Annotated in this window: 14 protein-coding genes; 3 read left to right on the forward strand and 11 right to left on the reverse strand. The window is 40.1% G+C overall.

Annotation, left to right across the window (positions count from 1 at the left end):
• Positions 1-3: 3 nt before the first annotated feature.
• The 4 genes from NMS_RS04265 to NMS_RS13405 all read right to left on the reverse strand — a co-directional run bounded on the left by NMS_RS04265 (position 4) and on the right by NMS_RS13405 (position 3,813).
• On the reverse strand, positions 4-1,155 hold the full coding sequence (locus NMS_RS04265; protein WP_041495582.1) for a methionine aminotransferase: 1,152 nt from the start codon (positions 1,153-1,155) through the stop codon (positions 4-6).
• Positions 1,152-1,949 (reverse strand): TlpA family protein disulfide reductase, encoded by a 798-nt coding sequence (locus NMS_RS13400; RefSeq protein ID WP_052476701.1) that lies wholly within the window; start codon positions 1,947-1,949, stop codon positions 1,152-1,154. Before NMS_RS13400 ends, NMS_RS04265 begins: the two co-directional genes overlap by 4 nt.
• A gap of 140 nt (positions 1,950-2,089) precedes the next feature.
• Positions 2,090-2,782, reverse strand: a complete 693-nt coding sequence (locus NMS_RS04275; protein WP_041495583.1) for a LytR/AlgR family response regulator transcription factor — start codon at positions 2,780-2,782, stop codon at positions 2,090-2,092.
• Complete coding sequence (locus NMS_RS13405; protein ID WP_084217605.1) at positions 2,779-3,813, reverse strand: sensor histidine kinase; 1,035 nt, start codon at positions 3,811-3,813, stop codon at positions 2,779-2,781. Before NMS_RS13405 ends, NMS_RS04275 begins: the two co-directional genes overlap by 4 nt.
• Positions 3,814-4,004: 191 nt before the next feature.
• Between NMS_RS13405 and NMS_RS04285 the strand changes: the two genes are divergently transcribed.
• Positions 4,005-4,856 (forward strand): DUF5694 domain-containing protein, encoded by an 852-nt coding sequence (locus tag NMS_RS04285; RefSeq protein WP_052476705.1) that lies wholly within the window; start codon positions 4,005-4,007, stop codon positions 4,854-4,856.
• Between the two features lie 72 nt (positions 4,857-4,928).
• Here NMS_RS04285 and NMS_RS04290 read toward each other — a convergent pair whose 3' ends face one another.
• From NMS_RS04290 to NMS_RS04320, 7 genes are all read right to left on the reverse strand, one after another.
• Positions 4,929-5,675 carry a succinate dehydrogenase/fumarate reductase iron-sulfur subunit gene (locus NMS_RS04290; protein WP_041495585.1) on the reverse strand — a complete coding sequence of 249 codons (747 nt, stop codon included), beginning with the start codon at positions 5,673-5,675 and terminating at the stop codon, positions 4,929-4,931.
• Positions 5,676-5,770: 95 nt separating this feature from the next.
• The gene (locus tag NMS_RS04295; protein WP_041495586.1) at positions 5,771-7,774 is read right to left on the reverse strand and encodes a fumarate reductase/succinate dehydrogenase flavoprotein subunit; all 2,004 of its coding nucleotides are present in this window, start codon (positions 7,772-7,774) and stop codon (positions 5,771-5,773) included.
• 2 nt (positions 7,775-7,776) lie between these two features.
• The gene (locus NMS_RS04300) at positions 7,777-8,448 is read right to left on the reverse strand and encodes a succinate dehydrogenase cytochrome b subunit (protein WP_041495588.1); all 672 of its coding nucleotides are present in this window, start codon (positions 8,446-8,448) and stop codon (positions 7,777-7,779) included.
• Between the two features lie 265 nt (positions 8,449-8,713).
• Positions 8,714-9,697, reverse strand: a complete 984-nt coding sequence (locus NMS_RS04305) for a PKD domain-containing protein (RefSeq protein WP_052476707.1) — start codon at positions 9,695-9,697, stop codon at positions 8,714-8,716.
• A 10-nt stretch (positions 9,698-9,707) separates the two neighbouring features.
• The gene (locus NMS_RS04310; protein ID WP_041495589.1) at positions 9,708-11,264 is read right to left on the reverse strand and encodes a hypothetical protein; all 1,557 of its coding nucleotides are present in this window, start codon (positions 11,262-11,264) and stop codon (positions 9,708-9,710) included.
• Positions 11,265-11,276: 12 nt separating this feature from the next.
• Positions 11,277-12,734: a RagB/SusD family nutrient uptake outer membrane protein gene (locus NMS_RS04315; protein ID WP_041497462.1), complete on the reverse strand. Its 1,458-nt coding sequence runs from the start codon at positions 12,732-12,734 to the stop codon at positions 11,277-11,279.
• Between the two features lie 10 nt (positions 12,735-12,744).
• On the reverse strand, positions 12,745-15,771 hold the full coding sequence (locus NMS_RS04320; RefSeq protein ID WP_041495591.1) for a SusC/RagA family TonB-linked outer membrane protein: 3,027 nt from the start codon (positions 15,769-15,771) through the stop codon (positions 12,745-12,747).
• Between the two features lie 567 nt (positions 15,772-16,338).
• On the opposite strand from NMS_RS04320, the gene NMS_RS04325 reads away from it, so the two are divergent.
• Together NMS_RS04325 and NMS_RS04330 are read left to right on the forward strand one after the other, a co-directional pair.
• On the forward strand, positions 16,339-18,180 hold the full coding sequence (locus tag NMS_RS04325; protein WP_041495592.1) for a flavohemoglobin expression-modulating QEGLA motif protein: 1,842 nt from the start codon (positions 16,339-16,341) through the stop codon (positions 18,178-18,180).
• Positions 18,177-19,220, forward strand: coding sequence for an ATP-grasp domain-containing protein (locus NMS_RS04330; RefSeq protein WP_041495593.1), 1,044 nt, complete (start codon positions 18,177-18,179; stop codon positions 19,218-19,220). Before NMS_RS04325 ends, NMS_RS04330 begins: the two co-directional genes overlap by 4 nt.
• The last annotated feature ends 54 nt before the right edge of the window (positions 19,221-19,274 follow it).

A 19,274-nucleotide genomic window follows, 5' to 3' on the forward strand; every position in this document is an offset into this window, starting at 1 on the left:
GAATTAGAGTTCATTTAAAATTTTAGCGGCGGCAACCAGTTCTTCATCTTCCTTGGCAAAGCAAAACCGCAGCATTTTAGGATCGCGACCCTCCATAAAAACAGATATGGGTATCGATGCAAGTTTGTGGTCGATGGTTAACGCTTTCGCGAAAGCGATATCACCATCATCAGTGACCGCAGAATAGTCCAGTAGTTGAAAATAAGTACTTTCAGTGGGTTTGAACTTGAATTTACTGTTTTTGATGAGATTGAGAAATAAATCTCTTTTACGCTGGTAAAATTTACCTAGCTCTTGATAGTGTTTTGGGCTTTGTAAATAGGTGGCAACCGCTTGCTGCATAGGGTTATTGACACAAAATACCACTTGCTGATGGATCTTTAAAAATTCTTTCATGAGCGGTTGTGGGGCTAGACAAAAACCAGTTTTCCAGCCTGTCACATGAAAGGTCTTGCCGAAGCTTCCTGTAATAAAACTACGCTCCTTGAGTGCTGGATACCGGCTGGCGCTCAAATGCTCGCGACCATCAAAAATCATGTGTTCATACACCTCGTCGCTTAAAACGATAAGATCATTTTGTACAGCAATATTTTCTAGCTCCAGCATGTCCTTATGCGTCAATAGCTTACCGCTAGGGTTGTGTGGCGAGTTGATCAGGATCATTTTAGTTTTAGTAGACACACTAGAACGTACTTGTTCCCAATCAATAGTAAATTCGGGCAGCTGCATGGGGATTTTGACTGGAATCCCACCCGCAATTTTTATGGCAGGCTCATAGCAATCGTAGGCTGGTGTGAAGATAATCATTTCATCACCTTTAAAAATAGTAGCTTGGATAGCGGTGAAAATCCCTTGGGTCGCTCCAGCCGTCACGCAGATTTCTTCTTGGGGATGATAAAAAGCCTTGTGTTGCTCCTCAAACATCTGGCTGATGGCGACGCGCAATACAGGCACGCCCATCATGGGTGCGTATTGATTGTTGTTGTCAATAATCGCTTGAGACGCTAACTCTTTTAACTCCTGACTTGCTGGAAAACTGGGAAACCCTTGAGAAAGATTGAGCGCATCATGCTGATGAGCAAGTTGCGTCATTTGAGCAAATATAGAAGGGCTAGCTTCAGGCAGTTTAGAGCGTATTTGATTTTTGGCGATCATTTGGCTGCTAGGCAAAGATCAATATATTCTGACATGAAATCAAATAGACGGTCTTTATTCAAATTTCCTTTGTATTGTATTACAGATTTTTTATCAATGATTATATGGTCTGGATATGCCATAATCTTATATTCTGAAGCAATTGCAGTATTTTCTGGTATAATCTGGTAATCAAATTGTTTTTTATTCAAAAATTCTTCAAGCTCACTTTTTTTATTATAAGTAATCGCTAAAAACACAACGTCTTTACCTTTATACTTATCAACCAATTGATTGAGAACCGGCATCTCTTCTATACATGGCGCGCAACCTATAAACCAAAAATTTAAGACCACGACCTTACCTTTGAGGCTCTCGTTAGTATACACGTTACCATCCATATCAGTTACAGAAAAAGGTTTTGCATATTGACCTTTAAAATAGTTAGGATCCATCGCTTTTAAGCTCATCTGGAAGCTTTGTCTTTGTGCTTTTTCTGCTGCGCTGCTTTTTTTGTAGATGACTACACGCACTACATTATTGCTATCTGCAAACATTCGATCAATGCTATATTCAGGATTGTTGCGATACGCTTTTTTTGCATCGACATCTAATATATTGCCTTCTATATCGTAATAGGATATTTTCTTAGTGTCAAAATCTATCTCGTCAGAGGCTGGCGCTTTAGGATCTAACTCCTTGAGAGTAGATAGAACCTTGTCATTGATTACAGGCACAGTAACCATCTGCGCCATTGTCATGGGTGCGGTGATTAATAGCAGTAGGATTAGAGCTAGTAGATTATGTGTTTTCATCTGATTTATTTAAAGAGTATTCTTAAAGATAGTGCAAACTTCATCAGTAATAAAATGATCAAATCACCTCAATCTAAAAGGTGTGAAACGACTTTTCTTAATAAGAATGTATGGATTAAAAGAAGGAATTTACCAAAAATTTACCCATTCACCCTATCAAAAAAGGCTTTCTTGTACGTGTCGCTTACAGGAATGTAATCGCCAAGTATCACAGCTCTATTGCGTTCTATAAATTCAATCTTGTCCATAGCAATGATATAGCTTTTGTGAACGCGCATGAATTGGCTAGACGGTAAGATTTTCTCATAATGCTTCAAGTTTTCTAGCGTATGGATTTTTTGGTCCTTGAGAACTAAGGTCACATAATCTGCCATTCCCTTGATATAATGAATATCGGCTAGATTGACTTTGAGAGTTTTGTATTCGCTTTTGACAAAGATGTAATCCGGAGTAGTACTTTTTATCACTAGAGTTTCTGCGGTAGTTCTGGCGGTCAACTTACCAATCGCTTTCTGGAAGCGCTCTAGTGATATAGGTTTTAATAGGTAATCAACGATGTCTAATTCATAACCTTCCAACGCATATTGATCGTAAGCTGTAGTAAAAATGAGGGGGTATTTGTTTCCCACAATCTTAGAGAATTGAACACCAGTGAGCTCTGGCATTTGGATATCAGAAAAGATTACATCTGGTTGCAATTGTTCTAATTGCTGCAAGGCCTCAATGGGGTTGGTAAATGATTTTAGTAATTGCACAGCATCAGTTTTTGAAACATGTGCTTCTAAAAGCTCTAATGCTAGCGGTTCGTCATCGATAAGAACACATCTGATCATGATTTTAAATTTATGATGATGGTGATTTTAAAGAACTCGTCATTTGCCTCTTTAAGCAACTTGAAGTGATCGCCATAGGTGAGCAATAAGCGCTTTTGTAGATTTTCTATGCCTATACCGCCTACCTCATGCTTTTCTCTCTTAGCGATTGCATTACGTACCCATACCACAAGTTGGTCGTCTTGCATAGAGGTGTGAATCTCTATAGGTCTTTTAGCGTTTGTTACCACCCCATGTTTGAAGGCATTTTCTACCAGCGGCATGATCATAAATGGTGCTACACGTAGATCTAGAACATTTGGAGTTGTGGTGATGGTGGTTTGTACGCTTTCGCGAAAGCGTAATTTTTCTAATTCTATGTATCCATTTACAGCCTCGAGCTCCTTCCGAATGCTTACTAATTTATCTGTTTCATATAAGCTGTACCGAAGCAGCTGGCTTAATTTTTCAATGGCCGGTAAAGCTTTGTCTGACTGCATGTTGATCAACGAATAAATGTTGTTGAGCATGTTGAACAAAAAGTGCGGATTGATCTGGGACTTGAGAAAAGCCAGTTCTGACTTTTTGTTCTCTAACAACAATTCCTGCTGCTGCCGATCCCGTACGCTAGAATACTGTATAAAAAACCAGCAAACACCAAAGGCTGTATAAAGGATCGCATAGTACAGATTGTCCGTAATATAGTACAGGGCGGTTGTGCCTTCATAGTAATTACCATAACCCGTAATTGCTTTGATAATGATTTCTTCTACCATGTAGCGCAATCCTATGACGGCTAAAGCAATAGCGATGATTCCTATCAGGGTGAGCCCTTTTCCTTGCTTTTTATACCTGTAAAAAAGGAATACATAGGAGAATAGCGCATAGGCGAGAAATAGAACCGACGACTGCAGGAACCCTAGAGCACTGTTTAAGGGGGCGCTCAAGAACATATCTAAATAAGTGCTGGATCTCAATAGTTCTCGCAACACCTCCATGATGAGGAAGAAGATATAAAACGACGCAATAAAACGGGCTAATCTCAATTTCATGTAGTGAATTTAGGGATTACAGCAGGAATTGCATTTCAAATATCTATGAATTGGCAGATTGTGTCTATGAAATCGGCAATGTCATAATCTTGGGAGTCGTCGACACAATTATGAGGATCGTCGATTGTACTCTTAAAGCGCTGTAGTGTGCTCTTACTTTTGGATCAAATAATAATCAAAAACAATTTATCATGAGAACACTAACACTTTCCATCATCGTTGTGATAACTGCTGTATTTATGGCAAACAGTCAATCCATTAACGAAGAGCAATTTATGAAAGAAGCAAAAGATGCTTTTGACTTTGACAAGACACCTGTTCTTTTATTGGGAACCTGGCATATGGGCTATACCAGCGATGCCACTAAATCTGGCTACGACGCCAGTCGCCCAGAACGTCGTACTGAAATATCTGAACTTGCCCTGCAATTAGCTCAAGAGTTTAAACCCACTAAAATCTTAGTAGAAGTTGTTCCAGAACGTCAAGCAGAAATGGACTCGCTCTACCAACTTTATCTCGAGAATCCAAATAAGTTAAGCACCTATGGTGGTGAGGTAGGTCTTTTAGCATTTCAAATAGCTCGTGCCAGCGGTGCCAGCTTGCATGCCATCGATCATAAAATGGGTTATGATTATGGCAGCATAGGACGTCTTGCAGATTCTACTAAGAATAAAGTCGTGGCGGGTTACTATGCTCAGTTGATGCCTCACTTGCAAAAGGCTTCACAGTTGGAAACAACAGCGACTACAAAGCAGCTGTATCGTTATTCCAATACGCCAGAGTACATCAGTTTTTTAAAAAACACAAATTCTGATATTTTTACCTATGTGAATACGCCAGGCAAGTTTGAAGGCGCAGACGTTGCTGCAGATTTCTATAAACGGAACCTGAGAATTTATGCAAACATCAACCGTGTTGAAATCACCCCAGAAGATCGAGTTCTTGTATTAAACGGTGGCGCGCATATCGCCTTCTTTAAGGAGTTCATGGCTAGTAGCCCTAAATATGATGTGGTGGATGTGCAGGAGTATTTGAAGGACTGAATAATTTTTTCAGCCAAATCAAAAAAAACCCGATCTGGAAAGATCGGGTTTTGATATTCACAACGATACTTATTAAGCTATCGTTTCTGCTTTAAGGTACTCGCGGTTCATGCGAGCGATGTTATCTAACTTAATTCCTTTAGGACATTCTACCATACATGCACCAGTATTAGAACAGTTTCCAAACCCTTCTTCATCCATCTGGCGTACCATCGCTTCAACACGATCTGTAGCCTCAATTTCGCCTTGCGGTAATAATGCGAACTGAGAGATTTTAGCACTGGTAAACAGCATTGCACTTGCATTTTTACAAGCCGCAACACATGCACCACAACCTATACAGGTCGCTGACCAGAAAGCTTCATCTGCCTTTTCTTTTTCGATTGGAATCGAATTCGCATCCTGGGTGTTTCCTGAAGTGTTTACAGAAATGTAACCACCAGCTTGCTGGATTCTATCAAAAGCAGAACGGTCTACGATCAAATCCTTTACTACTGGAAATGCCTTAGCACGGAATGGCTCAATAGTAATTGTGTCACCATCGTTGAACTTGCGCATGTGCAATTGACAAGTAGTAGTCAATTTTTGCGGTCCGTGAGGCTCTCCATTAATCATCATGTTACAAGATCCACAGATTCCTTCACGACAGTCATGATCAAACTCTACAGGAATATCACCCTTGTTGATCAATTCCTCATTCAGGATGTCCATCATTTCTAAAAAGGACATGTCACCATCCACGCCGTCTAGCGGGTAGTCAACTAACTTCCCTTTTACATTAGGACCTTCTTGTCTCCAGATTTTAAGATTCAGTTTCATGCTTCATCTATTGTTTGTTCGCAGTTTCAATTCAATACTTTTCCTGCGGTGTTATTGTGATAGTTCGCTTTCGCGAAAGCGAACTAATTTTAATATTATTTATAAGAACGAGTCTTGAGTTCTACATTTTCAAATACCAGTTCTTCTTTATGCAGCTTTGCGTCACGAGGGTTTTCATTGTATTCCCAAGCTGATACGTATGCGTAGTTCTCATCATCACGCAGCGCTTCACCTTCAGGCGTTTGATACTCCTCACGGAAGTGTCCACCACAGCTCTCATTACGATCCAGTGCATCTTTAGCAAACAACTCACCTAATTCTAGGAAGTCTGCCACGCGGCCTGCTTTTTCTAGCTCTTGATTCTTAGTATCTGCTGTTCCAGTCACACGTACATTTGCCCAGAAATCTTCACGCAAATCTCTGATTTCATCCATAGCGGACTGTAGATCAGTAGCATTACGAGACATTCCACATTTGTCCCACATGATCAGACCTAGTTTTTTGTGGTAGTAATCCACACTGTGCTTGCCAGAACCGTTCAATAATTTCTCAATGCGTTCTCTAGTTTCTTTTTCGGTTTGATCAAATTCTGGGGTATCTGTTGGGATCTCTCCAGTACGTATCTCATCTGCCAGATAATCACCTATGGTATAAGGCAAAACAAAGTAACCATCAGCCAGTCCTTGCATCAGCGCACTTGCACCTAGACGGTTGGCACCATGGTCTGAGAAATTAGCCTCTCCAGCCGCAAAACATCCAGGAATTGTAGTCTGTAGGTTGTAATCTACCCAAAGTCCACCCATCGTATAGTGAACCGCTGGGAAAATCTTCATAGGCACCTCATAAGGATTGTCATCAGAAATATTCTGGTACATATCGAAAAGGTTACCATATTTCTTCTTGATCACTTCTTTTCCTAGCTTGATCATCTCCGCTTCAGTAGCGTTTTTATGACCATGCGTTAAAGCTTCCACTTTACCGTAACGTTTAAAAGCTGCTTCAAAATCAAGGTACACTGCTTGACCGGTTTTGTTCACACCATAACCAGCATCGCAACGCTCCTTAGCAGCTCTAGATGCCACATCTCGTGGAACTAAGTTACCAAAGGCTGGATAACGACGCTCTAGGTAGTAATCTCTATCTTCTTCTGCGAGGTCAACGCCGCGTTTCTTTCCTGCGCGGATCGCCTCTGCATCTTCTTTTTTCTTAGGAACCCAGATACGTCCGTCATTTCTGAGGGATTCTGACATCAAGGTTAGTTTGGATTGGTGTTCACCACTTACTGGAATACAAGTTGGGTGAATTTGAGTATAACATGGGTTTGCAAAGTAAGCTCCACGACGGTGTGTTCTCCACGCTGCCATTACGTTACTTCCCATCGCATTGGTAGAAAGGAAAAATACGTTCCCGTATCCACCAGATGCGATCACAACTGCATGCGCTCCATGACGTTCAATCTCGCCTGTAACTAAGTTACGAGCAATGATACCGCGAGCTTTACCATCTACAACCACAAGATCTAACATCTCATGACGGTTGAACGGTTGTACTTTACCACGGTTGATTTGTCTGTTCAATGCAGAATAAGCACCTAACAATAGCTGCTGTCCTGTTTGACCTGCGGCATAGAATGTTCTAGACACTAGAACCCCACCAAAAGAGCGGTTGTCCAGTAATCCACCATATTCTCGTGCAAAAGGAACCCCTTGTGCTACACACTGGTCAATGATATTGGACGAAACCTCTGCAAGTCTATGAACGTTTGCTTCTCTAGAGCGGTAGTCACCACCTTTAATCGTATCGTAAAACAAGCGATAGTTGGAATCCCCATCACCTTGATAGTTTTTTGCTGCATTGATACCACCTTGTGCAGCAATGGAGTGCGCACGGCGTGGAGAATCGTTATAGCAGAACGTCTTAACGTTGTAACCCAATTCACCTAAAGTTGCAGCAGCAGAACTACCTGCAAGTCCAGTTCCCACAACGATAACATCAATGTTACGCTTGTTAGCCGGGTTGACTAGGTTAATGTGATTTTTATGATAAACCCACTTCTCATCGAGTGGTCCCTGAGGTATTTTTGAATCTAAAACTGCCATAATTATGCTGTTATTGGATTAAAATGATGATATAAAGCGATGAAGATAAATCCAGCCGGAATCAAAACAGCCCATGCATAGGTGATCTTTTTAAGCGTATCACCTTTCTTCACACTTTTTACTCCCATGGATTGAAACGAGCTATTGAAACCGTGCCATAAGTGTAATGATAATAGTACAAATGATATTACATAAAGGACCACTCTCCATACAGGTTCAAATTTATGAACGGTCTCTGCATAGTATCGAGTAGGGGATTCTGGCTCTGCATAAATAAATTTGTAAGCAATCTCGTGTGCCCAAAAATCATACATATGTAATCCTAAAAATGCTAGAACTACAAGTCCAGTAATGACCATGTTTCTAGAAACCCAAGGCGAGTTTGAATTACCATCAAACCTTTTATATTTAATAGGCCGCGCCTTATTATTTTGATATTCAAGAACAATTCCCATGACAAAGTGAACAATAAGCCCAGCAAGCAAAATAGGCTGCAAGACAAACTGAACCAGCGGGTTATATCCCATAAAGTGAGACCACTCATTGAAAGTGTCTGGAGCAATTACTGAAGTAATGTTAATCGTAAAATGTTGTGTAAGAAAAACTACCAGAAATAAACCTGATAAGGCCATCACCCATTTGCGTGCAATAGAAGATTTAATCAAAGCGCTCATGTATAGATTTTTAATTTGTCGCAAAGATAGTTGCGAAAGCCGCCATATTCAATTAAGGTTTTTGATATATCGGTAATCTCTGCATTATTTGGATTGAATCTTAATAATTTGAACCCACCTTGTACATTAAGTCGAAAACTTGCTCTTGAAATTACGCAATGATACTATGATCAGTTGTTTTTGAAAGTTCGCTTTCGCGAAAGCGAAATAAAAAAGCCACTAGATATATCTAATGGCTTTTGGAAAATTAAAGTTGTGGTATGCTCTAGATACAACTAGGATTAGGATTTACTGGAACATCTGTAGTAAGGGTATGATACCAGGCTAATGCTGGGTCATTTGCTTGAACCGTACGCAAAACCATTCTGTTTTCCGTGATCTCTAATATCTCATACTCGCTGCTACCCACGTACCAGCTCATGAAATTATTATTTGCCAATAGCATACTGGTTTTTCTAGATCGATCTTCTGGTACATCTGTATTAGTAGTAGGCGTAAATGTAACGGTTCCTGGTGCTGGAGCAGTGAATGGCAGGCATTCGTCAGCATTATCAGGGTTGTTAGCAGATGGTCCACCAAACTGACTTAGGTATGAATTATGGAAATAAGTACTACCGAAGTTTTTCAATTCAAATATGACATTGTTTCCATTCATTGTAAAAATCATCTCATCCTCATAAAAACACTCTGTGAGCTCGTTACAATACCTCCCAAAAGCCGGAACTGGGAAAAATGCTGGGGTGTAATAGGACTCTGGAGATTGTCCACCTATAAGTAAGGTAGGTCCCACGCCCCAATGTCCATTTTCAGCAACAGACCAGTACCATGTTTTGCTAGAACCACCAGTTAAAAACTCCTTAGCTTCTGAGTCATCAAAGGTACTCAGGACATCGATTACAAATGTTTGTGTAGTAGCAGCACCAGCTGTACCCGTGGCAGTCACGGTTACACTATAGCTGTTCACGCCCAAGTCAACAAACCGATGCTCAATGGCACCATTGAAAGTGGATCCGGTGCGGCCGTCGCCAAAATCATATGTATAATTCAAAGCATTATCTGCCGTTGAACTAAAAACAACGATACCTGTACCGTCACCATTCGGATCCGTAGAACTTTCTCCTTGTATGGCTACATTCACATTTAGATTGCTAGGGGTGATAATATCACCAAATTCTGTATCGTCCTCTTGACAAGATTGAAAGGAAACCGCCAGTGTCAAAACGATCATAAGTTTATATAAATATTTCATTTCAATTATTTTAGTTTGTTTTTATTAAATCATCGATATAGATGGTCTCTGCAGAAGAAGTCGCCTGTAAAGGGTCAAAAAATATAACCACATTTCTAAGATCTTCTGTTGTATTACCGTTGAAGTTTGTAAAAGTCAATTCTTCCCATGCGTTCGAAACACTAGTGGTTACACTGGTCACTTCTTGAAAGGAACCACCGTCGCCTACTCTCTCGATTTTGAGCCATACTGGCAATCCAGCCCTAGGAGAATACACTTTCAATGTAAACGTGGTAGAAGCATCGAAAGCTACTGGCTGATCCAGAACTATTGCAACTAATGAAAAGTTATTTGGGCCAGTTGGAGGTCTGTTAAATTGCATCACTCTACTGGAATTATTTATACCACCTGCAACAGGATTAGCGATAATGGAGAACGCACCGTTGTTAGTTCCAATATTGTATTGTCTTCTTGTATCCTCAAAAGTCAATGGTAGAAGAATTGGCGGGCCGTCTGCTAGCTCTATATCATCAAAGTAGTTTATGTCTCCCGTTGGGGCATTACCTAAATCAAAGAATATGACAAATCTGCTAAATGGTTGTGATGTGTCTAAACCAGTGGTGTCAAAGAAAAGAGTTTCCCACTCACTGACTTTAGTAGTAAACGCTTCAAAATCTGCTGAAGCAATAGATCCATCTGCATTTTCCAGCTTCATTGTAACTTTAGTTCCAACAGGCATTGGAGACCTAGTTTTCATTCTAAAACCCTGAGGTCCGGAAAAATCAATAGGTCTACTCAACGGTACAACGACGCCTCCGAAAACTTGACTGCCTGTCTTTTGAATGCGAACAACCTTGCCACTGTTATTGTCAACACTCGAATCTGGATTGTCAACTATAGAAACATCTGATTCAAAGCCTATCAAATTGTAGTTGAGTGTTGCTGACTCGAAAGTCAAGGGTAGAGTCACAGGGTCTTCTATTATTACAACCTCTGTAGTAGAAGTTGTAGCAGCTCCACCACTCAATGCAGTCACTGTTATAGTATAAGTTCCTGTACTAGAATATTCATAATCTACGGTATCAGCTTCAGTAAAAGCTAAGGGAGCCGCAGCTGGATCCTCACCAAACGTAGCCTCAAATGAGGTTTCAAAATCTGCAGTAGCCGAGACGGATACACCAAAATTGGAAGACGCACTTTTTGTTACGTTAACAACTAAGTTTTCTGGAGCCTTGAATGACACTTCTAAATTCTTAGTCAACTCTGCAGTTTGACCTGCCAGATTAGTCGCTACTACACGTACTGGAAAAGATCCCTCAGAATAATTACGCTGTGCTTTCTCACCAAGGGATAGTACGGTCGATTCACCTGTTCCATCGCCATAAAACACTTCGAAACTACTGACGCTTTTTCCAGATGGAGCTATGGTCACTAGACCAGTATTGTCTTGGGTTATATTATAAATCAAGTCAATATTGGATGGCGCTTCTATGTCAACTGTCAAATCTTTAACATCGTCGCTGTCACAACTGTAAAGCGTTGCGAACGCTACAACTAGAATGACTAGAAAAAATTTAATATTTTTCATTTTAAAATGTTTTTAATAATTAGGGTTTTGCTCCCAGCGATCTCCCGCGAGTAATATCTCTTCTAAAGGTATAGGAAACACATCATGTTTTCCAGATATAAAGCCGTTGATCTCAGCAGCTGCACGGCCTGTTCTAACTAGGTCAAAGAAATGATGGCCTTCTCCTACAAGCTCCAATCTTCTATCAACAAATATGGCGTCTCTTAATGCAGATCCAGAAAATTCTACGTTGGGTAAATTAGCTCGGTTACGTACGATGTTTAAATATGTTCTTGCTTGTCCATCACCCAGATTGCCACTGTTGTAGGCCTCAGCTGCCATTAAATAGACATCTGCCAATCGAATTGCTCTATAATTGTTAGGATTGGTCAAGTTTGCATCTCCAGTGTTCAAATCACCTTGTCTGGCGATGTATTTTCTGTTGTAATAACCGGTATGTTCGTAACCTTTGCTAAAAGTCGCTCCGTTAGCTGCTGCAAACTCTTCTATGTCTAGAATAGCGGTATTCTTTCTTACATCAGCTGGTTCAAATAAATCTACTACCTCTTGAGTTGGAACATTAAAGCTGAATCCTGAATCAAATAATGGGCCGTTATAATTTCTAATACCATTGAAGCCTACCGCCACATTTCCTTCACTACACTGTAGACATCCAAAACCTGCACCTTCAAGATCCGAGTACTGGATTTCAAATACAGACTCTGAGTTGTTCTCGTTATCGTTTTCAAAGATGGTAGAATAATCCTGCACTAAAGAATATTGATTGGATAGGATTAAATCGTCCAAGACATCTGCCGCCTCTCCATATTTTTGTTGAAACAAGTAAACCTTTCCCAGCAACGCCTGAGCGCTACCTTTAGTGGCGCGACCTACATCAGGAGTAGTGTATTGTAAATTTTCGATGGAGTACAGTAAATCTTGCTCAATTTGCGCGTAAACCTGCTCCTTAGGAGTGCGATCCACTTCAAACTGATCTCCAAATAGAAAACGTTTATCTACCACCAATGGTACATCACCAAAAAACTTCACCAATTCAAAATAGTAATACGCTCTTAAAAAGCGGGCTTCCCCAAGAACTCTTGGTTTTTCCGGAAAATCGGTTTTGTCTTGAAATTCTAATATGTAGTTGGCTCTATTAACTCCTGCAAACATCCATCTCCATATATCAGATAATTGAGCATTTACAGGGGTGTGCATCATATCATCTATTTGCTGGATTCCTATAACGTCTGTAGCGCTTTCGCCACCAGCCAAGGTGTTGTCTGAAGCAATATCACCCAACATCACATTCAAGTAAGTGGATTGCAATAGATCATATGCAGCTACCAGAGCACTTTCATAATCTGCTTGAGAATTAAAAAAGTTCTCTGAGTTTAAGTCTTCACTTTCAATGTCTAAGTAGTCTTCACTACAGGCGTTAACGCCTACGGCAACTACAAATAATAGAATATATATTTTGTAAATTTTCATCTTGATAGTTTTAGAATTTTGCATTTACTCCTACTAGGAAGGTTCTCGCTACTGGATAGAAACCGTTGTCAATACCGCTCGCTAAAGGATCTCCTGAACTTGCACTAGGGTCGTAACCTCTATACTCTGTAAGTGTAAACGCATTGCGTACTGAGGCATAAATCCTCAACTTACTTAGCTGAACGTTGTCGAGCGCTTTCTCCTTTAAAGTATATCCTAATTGTATGTTTTGAGCTCTTAAAAATGAAGCGTCTTCCACAAAAAAGTCTGAAAAAACCTGATTTGCAGTCGCTCCTGTAGTCACCCTAGGAAAAGAATTAGTCGAACCTTCACCAGTCCATCTGTTCAATGCATAAGTAGTCAAGTTAGTAAGTGGTTGGTTACGCTCATAGTTGCGTACCATATCATTCCCGATGGACGCAAAGAAGTAACTTTGAAAGTCCCAATTTTTATAATTGAAACTTAAGTTCATTCCCATCGTTACATCTGGAATAGGGTTTCCTAATTCTGTACGGTCATCCAGATTTAGTTCTCCGTCGCCATTCAAATCCCTGAACCTCAAATCTCCAGGTTGAGCTATAGCACCTAAAGCCTCTTGAGATGGGTGAGCCGCTACCTCAGCAGCATTTTGGAAAACACCGTCCGTTTGGAACCCGTAGAAATATCCAATTGGGAAACCTTCTTGAAATCTAGTTATAGGAGGTTGTCCTACTCCAAACCCGCCAGCTTCAATGAAACCATTATTATTATTTACTGACAGAACTTCGTTATCGATGGTAGCCATATTAAAACTTGCATTGAAGCTAAAGTCTTCAGTGACTTGATCAGAATACCCTATAGAAAATTCGAGACCTCGGTTTCTAATATCACCACCATTTATAAATGGCGCGCCAGATCCAGGAGCTGCAGCACCTAATATTCCCGAAACGGAAGGTGCAATCAATAGATCGTTAGTCTCCCGATTGAAATAATCTAAAGTCACATTCAATTTATTAGATAAGAACCTAACATCTAGACCTATATTGGTAGTGAATTGTTCCTCCCATTTGATTTCTGGATTGCTCAATGACCCTCCTGCAATTCCATTGATGATTTGGTCATTGAATACATATTGACCTTCACCATTCAATAAAGAAACAAACCCAAATGCCGGAATTCTATCATTTCCTATGATACCTGCTGAGGCACGAAATTTTAAGAAACTAATAGTACCGCTATCTTGTAAAAAACTCTCATCAGAAGCTATCCAACCAATACTAGCAGAAGGAAAAATTCCAAATCTGTTTTCAGGGCCGAATATGGTACTTCCGTCACGTCTCAGGACACCTGAAAACAAATATTTACCGTCATAATCATATTGCAAACGTACAAAGTGAGAAAGTAGGCGTTGGTCAAAGCGTCTAGCTCCATTTTCATCGCCATCAATAACTCTTTCCGCACCAGCAATAGAGACCTCATTGTAGTCATTACTTTCGTTACCAAAGCCAGTAAACCCGTTGAAATCTCCTCGAGTTCTGAAGGCACTCATCCCTAAAGTCGCCTCAACGTTATGCCTTTCGGCAAAAGTATTGTCATATTTTACAAAAGCATCGTAGGTATAATCGCTGAAGAAGTTTTCATAGGTACTAAAAACGTTTTCGGTCAGGTTAAATACTTTTCCAGAACCGTAGAAAGCTCTTGGATTGAAATTATTCCCATATGCCTCGGAATAATTAGCTTGTATTCTTGCCGTAGCTTCAAAATGATCTAAGAAGGAATAGGTCAAGCCAAAATTCCCACTAATTTTTCCAACTTTATTCTTATTAAAGGTATTAGCAAGCTGCGCTACTGGGTTGATCACTTCATTACCTAAGCCTTCTGCTAGAGAGAATTCACCATTCTCATCGTACACTGGTATGGAAGGAGCCATATTCAATGCATTAAACAATACAGAGCCTAATCCACCATCATTTATGTTTTTGTTACTGGTATAAGAATAAAGAAAACCAGTTTTCATCTTCAGGTTTTTGGTCCAGTCATGATCAAAGTTGCCACGCATAGTAAAACGGTCAAAATCAGATTTATCACTTCCCACGATACCGTCTTGAGCTAAAACTGCTAAGCCAAATGCATATAAGGATTTATCCGTTCCACCTCTTACTGAAAGATCATTGTTGAGAACAAGAGCATCATCAAAAACAGCCTCCTGGTAATCAGTATTAGTTAAGTTCGAAATATTAGGGAATGGAAGAGGTTGGCCATTGTTAGCAAAAGCCTCATTCTTAATTAATGCGTATTGCTGTGCATTTAAGGTCGGTAGGCTCCTTGAAGTTTCTTGAATACCACCCCAAGAATTAAACTCTACTGTAAGAGGTTGGTTTTTACGACCACCTTTTGTAGTGATAATAATAACACCATTTGCAGCTCTGACACCGTAAATACCTGCTGTAGCATCTTTCAAAACAGAAACACTTTCAATATCTCCAGGGTTAATCACACTTAAGTCTTCAATGATATTTCCATCCACTAAAATCAAAGGACGGTTATCCCCATTTGTAGAGATTCCTCGAATCCTAATATTTAGCCCTGCTCCAGGGGAACCTGAAGAAGAAGTAACATTGACACCTGCCACTTGACCTTGTAAAGCTTCTTCCACACGAGTAGGTTTCAAATTTTCGATCGTCTCGCTATCTACAACCCTAACCGCTCCAGTAACTTCTCGCACGGCCTGTGTGCCATAACCTATGACAACCACCTCTTCAAGAGCCGCGACATCATCGAGTAAGGTTACTGTCAACGGTGTCATGTTAGCGACAGTGATTTGTTGAGGTACCTTACCTATATATGAGAATTTGAGAACATCCCCTGTTGATGCGGCAATGGAAAATGTACCATTTATATCAGTTGTGGTGGCTCTGTTAGTGCTTAAGTTTTGAACTGTAGCACCTAATAACGTTTCTCCCGAAGATTGCTCGAGAACTTTTCCGGTAAGAATATTTTCTTGTGCAAAACCTAACGCTGCTACAAGATAAATAAGTAAAAAAGTTAATTTATTCATGAATGGTTTATTTGGTTCTGGTCGTGTTTCTACAACGTTGTAGTTGTGGTTTTATAAAAATATTAAGATTTTCACAAAATACGACTAGGTCGTACCGTCTATTAAATTATACAAAAACGCAACGATTGCGAATTTGTATAAAACATTGATAAACAGAATTCTAAAAAACTAAAAAACTCCAATCATCAAATGATATTCAATTTTGATGTGGTAATGTATAGTTATTGATGAGGTTAATGCTAGTTTGAAGTTTGACAATTACAAACTCAACCCTATTACAAATCCCCTGAGCCTGGTTACAGCAGCCTTTGCACATTTCGTAAAAATAAACCCATTAAAAAGAGACGACCCTATTATTCAACTGTTTAAATTGGCTTTCTGACAATTTAAACTCCCTAAGTGATTTTAAATATATCGCTTTCGCGAAAGCGAAATCAACCACCACCACCAGCGCTTAACATTCAAATTAGATACAGAAATTATTAAAGTACTTTTAAATAGAATGGTTGCTACTCGATAATCTTATAACTTAAGCGAATACACTTATTTAAATCAAGTTTTAGTATTATGGAAACACTTGTAGATGATGCAACGAAAGCTGTTTTGGAAAATATTTCCACTAACAGGCGCAGTATCTACAACCTCGAAGGCAATGGATTTATCCACCTGGAACCTGCTCTTCCTTTCTTATTTATTTATAGAACATTGCCCGATGATGCTGGTACTAGAAGACTAGCAAAAAGTGGGGCTTCGCATTTGATCATAGGTAATGTAGACGCCTACGATTACAGCTCTCTTATCACTCAGGTAAGTGAGGCGATGACTAGCAAGCATAATGCTTTCTTATTAGTAGACATCTATAGTGGTAACCAAGGTATTACTGACTTCAAGATTCACGCACCAGCATCCCGATTGCCAGCATCAATAGAGGCTCTCAAACATGAATTGCATAAGATCAGGGTTAGTGATACCTCGCCTTATTTGGGTGTTACTGTCGATGACGATGAGGTTACCATAAATGGAGTTTCCGTTTTACCCTGTTCTAGTGAGGAGATTTTGAAATGTGGCGCTACTTTGATTCATATTGAAATACCGCCTGTCTACCGCAATACAAAAGGGGTTTTGTTTCCCGTCTTTTTCAGAAGGTTCAGGGACAACTTTTCAAGGGCATTGCAAAAAGCCATTTTTGAATTCGTCCGTGTTCAGACCTCTTCTGGGATTCCCAGTTTTACGGCAATTGGTAAACGGAATGTTCATGCAGAATTATACAAGCTAGATCAAGAGCTCACCGATATTGAAGATTCTTTCAACCTACTCATGTTGGTTGCGCCGGTAAACATTAACGAGATACGTGACACCTTTTTTGAAAGTGGATTCAAAACCGTACCTGATTATCACTATCGCTTGCTTCCTGTAGATCCAGACAAGTTGAAGCGCAAGCTTTTCAATTTACGTATTGATGAGATAGATGACCCAGCTTTGGCTTATTTATACAACGAGAAGCGTGAGGAGCTAGAAAAACAACTTTCGATGCTGAAGGAGCGCGGTACTAGAAATTTCTTCTATAGTAGCATCCGCTTATTTCATGGCGTGGAAAAAGACCTCAAAAAAGAAGCTGAGGATATTTTATCCATCCTTGCCGAGGAGCAGGAGCCAAATCCATCAGAATTGATCAATGCCGCAGAATTCAGAGAACTCGCGCTGAAAGAGTTTGAATTCTTTAAAAATCAAGATTCAGATTTTGAGGGTAAGGTTCACATTAAAGAAAACCTGAATATTATGATGGTTTCACAAGGAGAATTTTATCTGCCTAAAAACTATGAATTGACACGCAAGGAAGCTAATGCACTATTGCAACATGAGATAGGTACACATGTTCTCACCTATTACAATGGTTCCAAACAACCGTTGACCCAACTTAAAGCCGGTCTTGCAGATTACGATACGCTCCAGGAAGGTATCGCTGTAATGGCAGAATACCTGTGCGGAAACTTAACTCCCAATAGGCTTCGAACCCTTGCTGGCCGAGTAATTGCTGGCGATGTATTGATGCAAGGGTGTGATTTCAAAGAGATGTTTGATCTTTTAAAAAACACCTACGGTTTCAGTCAAGATCGAGCTTTTAACATTGTGTCGAGAATGTTTCAAGGTGGCGGTTTTCTTAAGGATATCATCTATCTCAAGGGATTTATGCAGTTGCGTCATTTCCTCAATTCTGGTGGAGACCTGGAATTGTTACTCGCAGGTAAATTTGCCTTACACCACGTGAATATTATCAAAGAATTGATAGATCGTGAGGTGCTCATAGGGCCTAGAATTAAACCTAGATACCTGCAAATGGAATGCTACCAGGATCAAATGAAAGAAATAACAGCAGGAACTTATCTTGCCCAAATGATTAAGAAATGAAAATATGTTTTGTACTAAGTGCTATTGCTACAGAAAAGAGTGGTTCTAGCATCCGTCTGATAACGCAAGCCCACGACCGTAAACACGAGGTTTATGTATGTGGCGTTGGTGGTTTTACTTTCAACAGCAGTGGTCCTATCGAGATAGAGGCAGTCAAAATACCTACCTCTTCAAAAAAGCGTACACCTGATGAAACCCTTGAATATCTTCAAGGTAAAAAAACGGATATCATAAGCTCTACAGATCTGGACGTTTTATTCTTAAGAAACAACCCAACTGAGGAGTCTGGGGAACGCCAATGGGCCGAATTCTCAGGAATAGGCTTTGGACAGATGATTCAAGATAGTGGAGTACTTGTACTGAATGATGCACATACACTTGCTAATGCATTTATTGACAAACTTTATTTTGAAAGTCTACCGGAATACATCAAACCTAAGAGTATCATAACTCGTGACCACGATCGATTGATGAAATTTTATGAAGAAATGGGCAACAAAATGGTGCTCAAACCTCTTGAGGGGTCGGGAGGTCAGAATGTGTATATGATAGACAAACACGAGAAAAATACGACCCAGATTATTGAAACCATTGCTCGCGACGGATATGTTATTGCCCAAGAATTTCTTCCAGAGGTTAAAAATGGGGACGTGCGCGTACTTTTAGTGAATGGCCGGATTGTGGAAGAAGATGGAAATAAGGGCATCATACGTCGTGTTGCTAGCGAGGGCGAGTTCCGCAGTAATTTCTCGCTGGGAGCAACGGCAGATAGTAGTGAGTTGACGCCAGCCATGCAAGAAATTGTAGACATTGTAGCTCCTAAATTGATCAAAGATGGCCTCTTTTTCGTTGGGTTAGACATCGTGGACGATAAACTGATTGAGATCAATTTGCTTAGTCCAGGTGGATTGGAGCGATTCAAGGATATAGACTTACCAGATTTTTCTAAAAGTATCATCCAGGCAATAGAGCGCAAGATCCATTATCGGGATAAATACAAGGGAGCTTTGAGCAACAAGATTTTGGCAACCATGGACTAGATAAGTAGCAATAGACTTTGATGTGTTTCCGCTTTCGCGAAAGTGAACTTATTA

It is taken from the genome of Nonlabens marinus S1-08 (genome assembly GCF_000831385.1).
Classification (GTDB): Bacteria; Bacteroidota; Bacteroidia; order Flavobacteriales; family Flavobacteriaceae; genus Nonlabens; species Nonlabens marinus.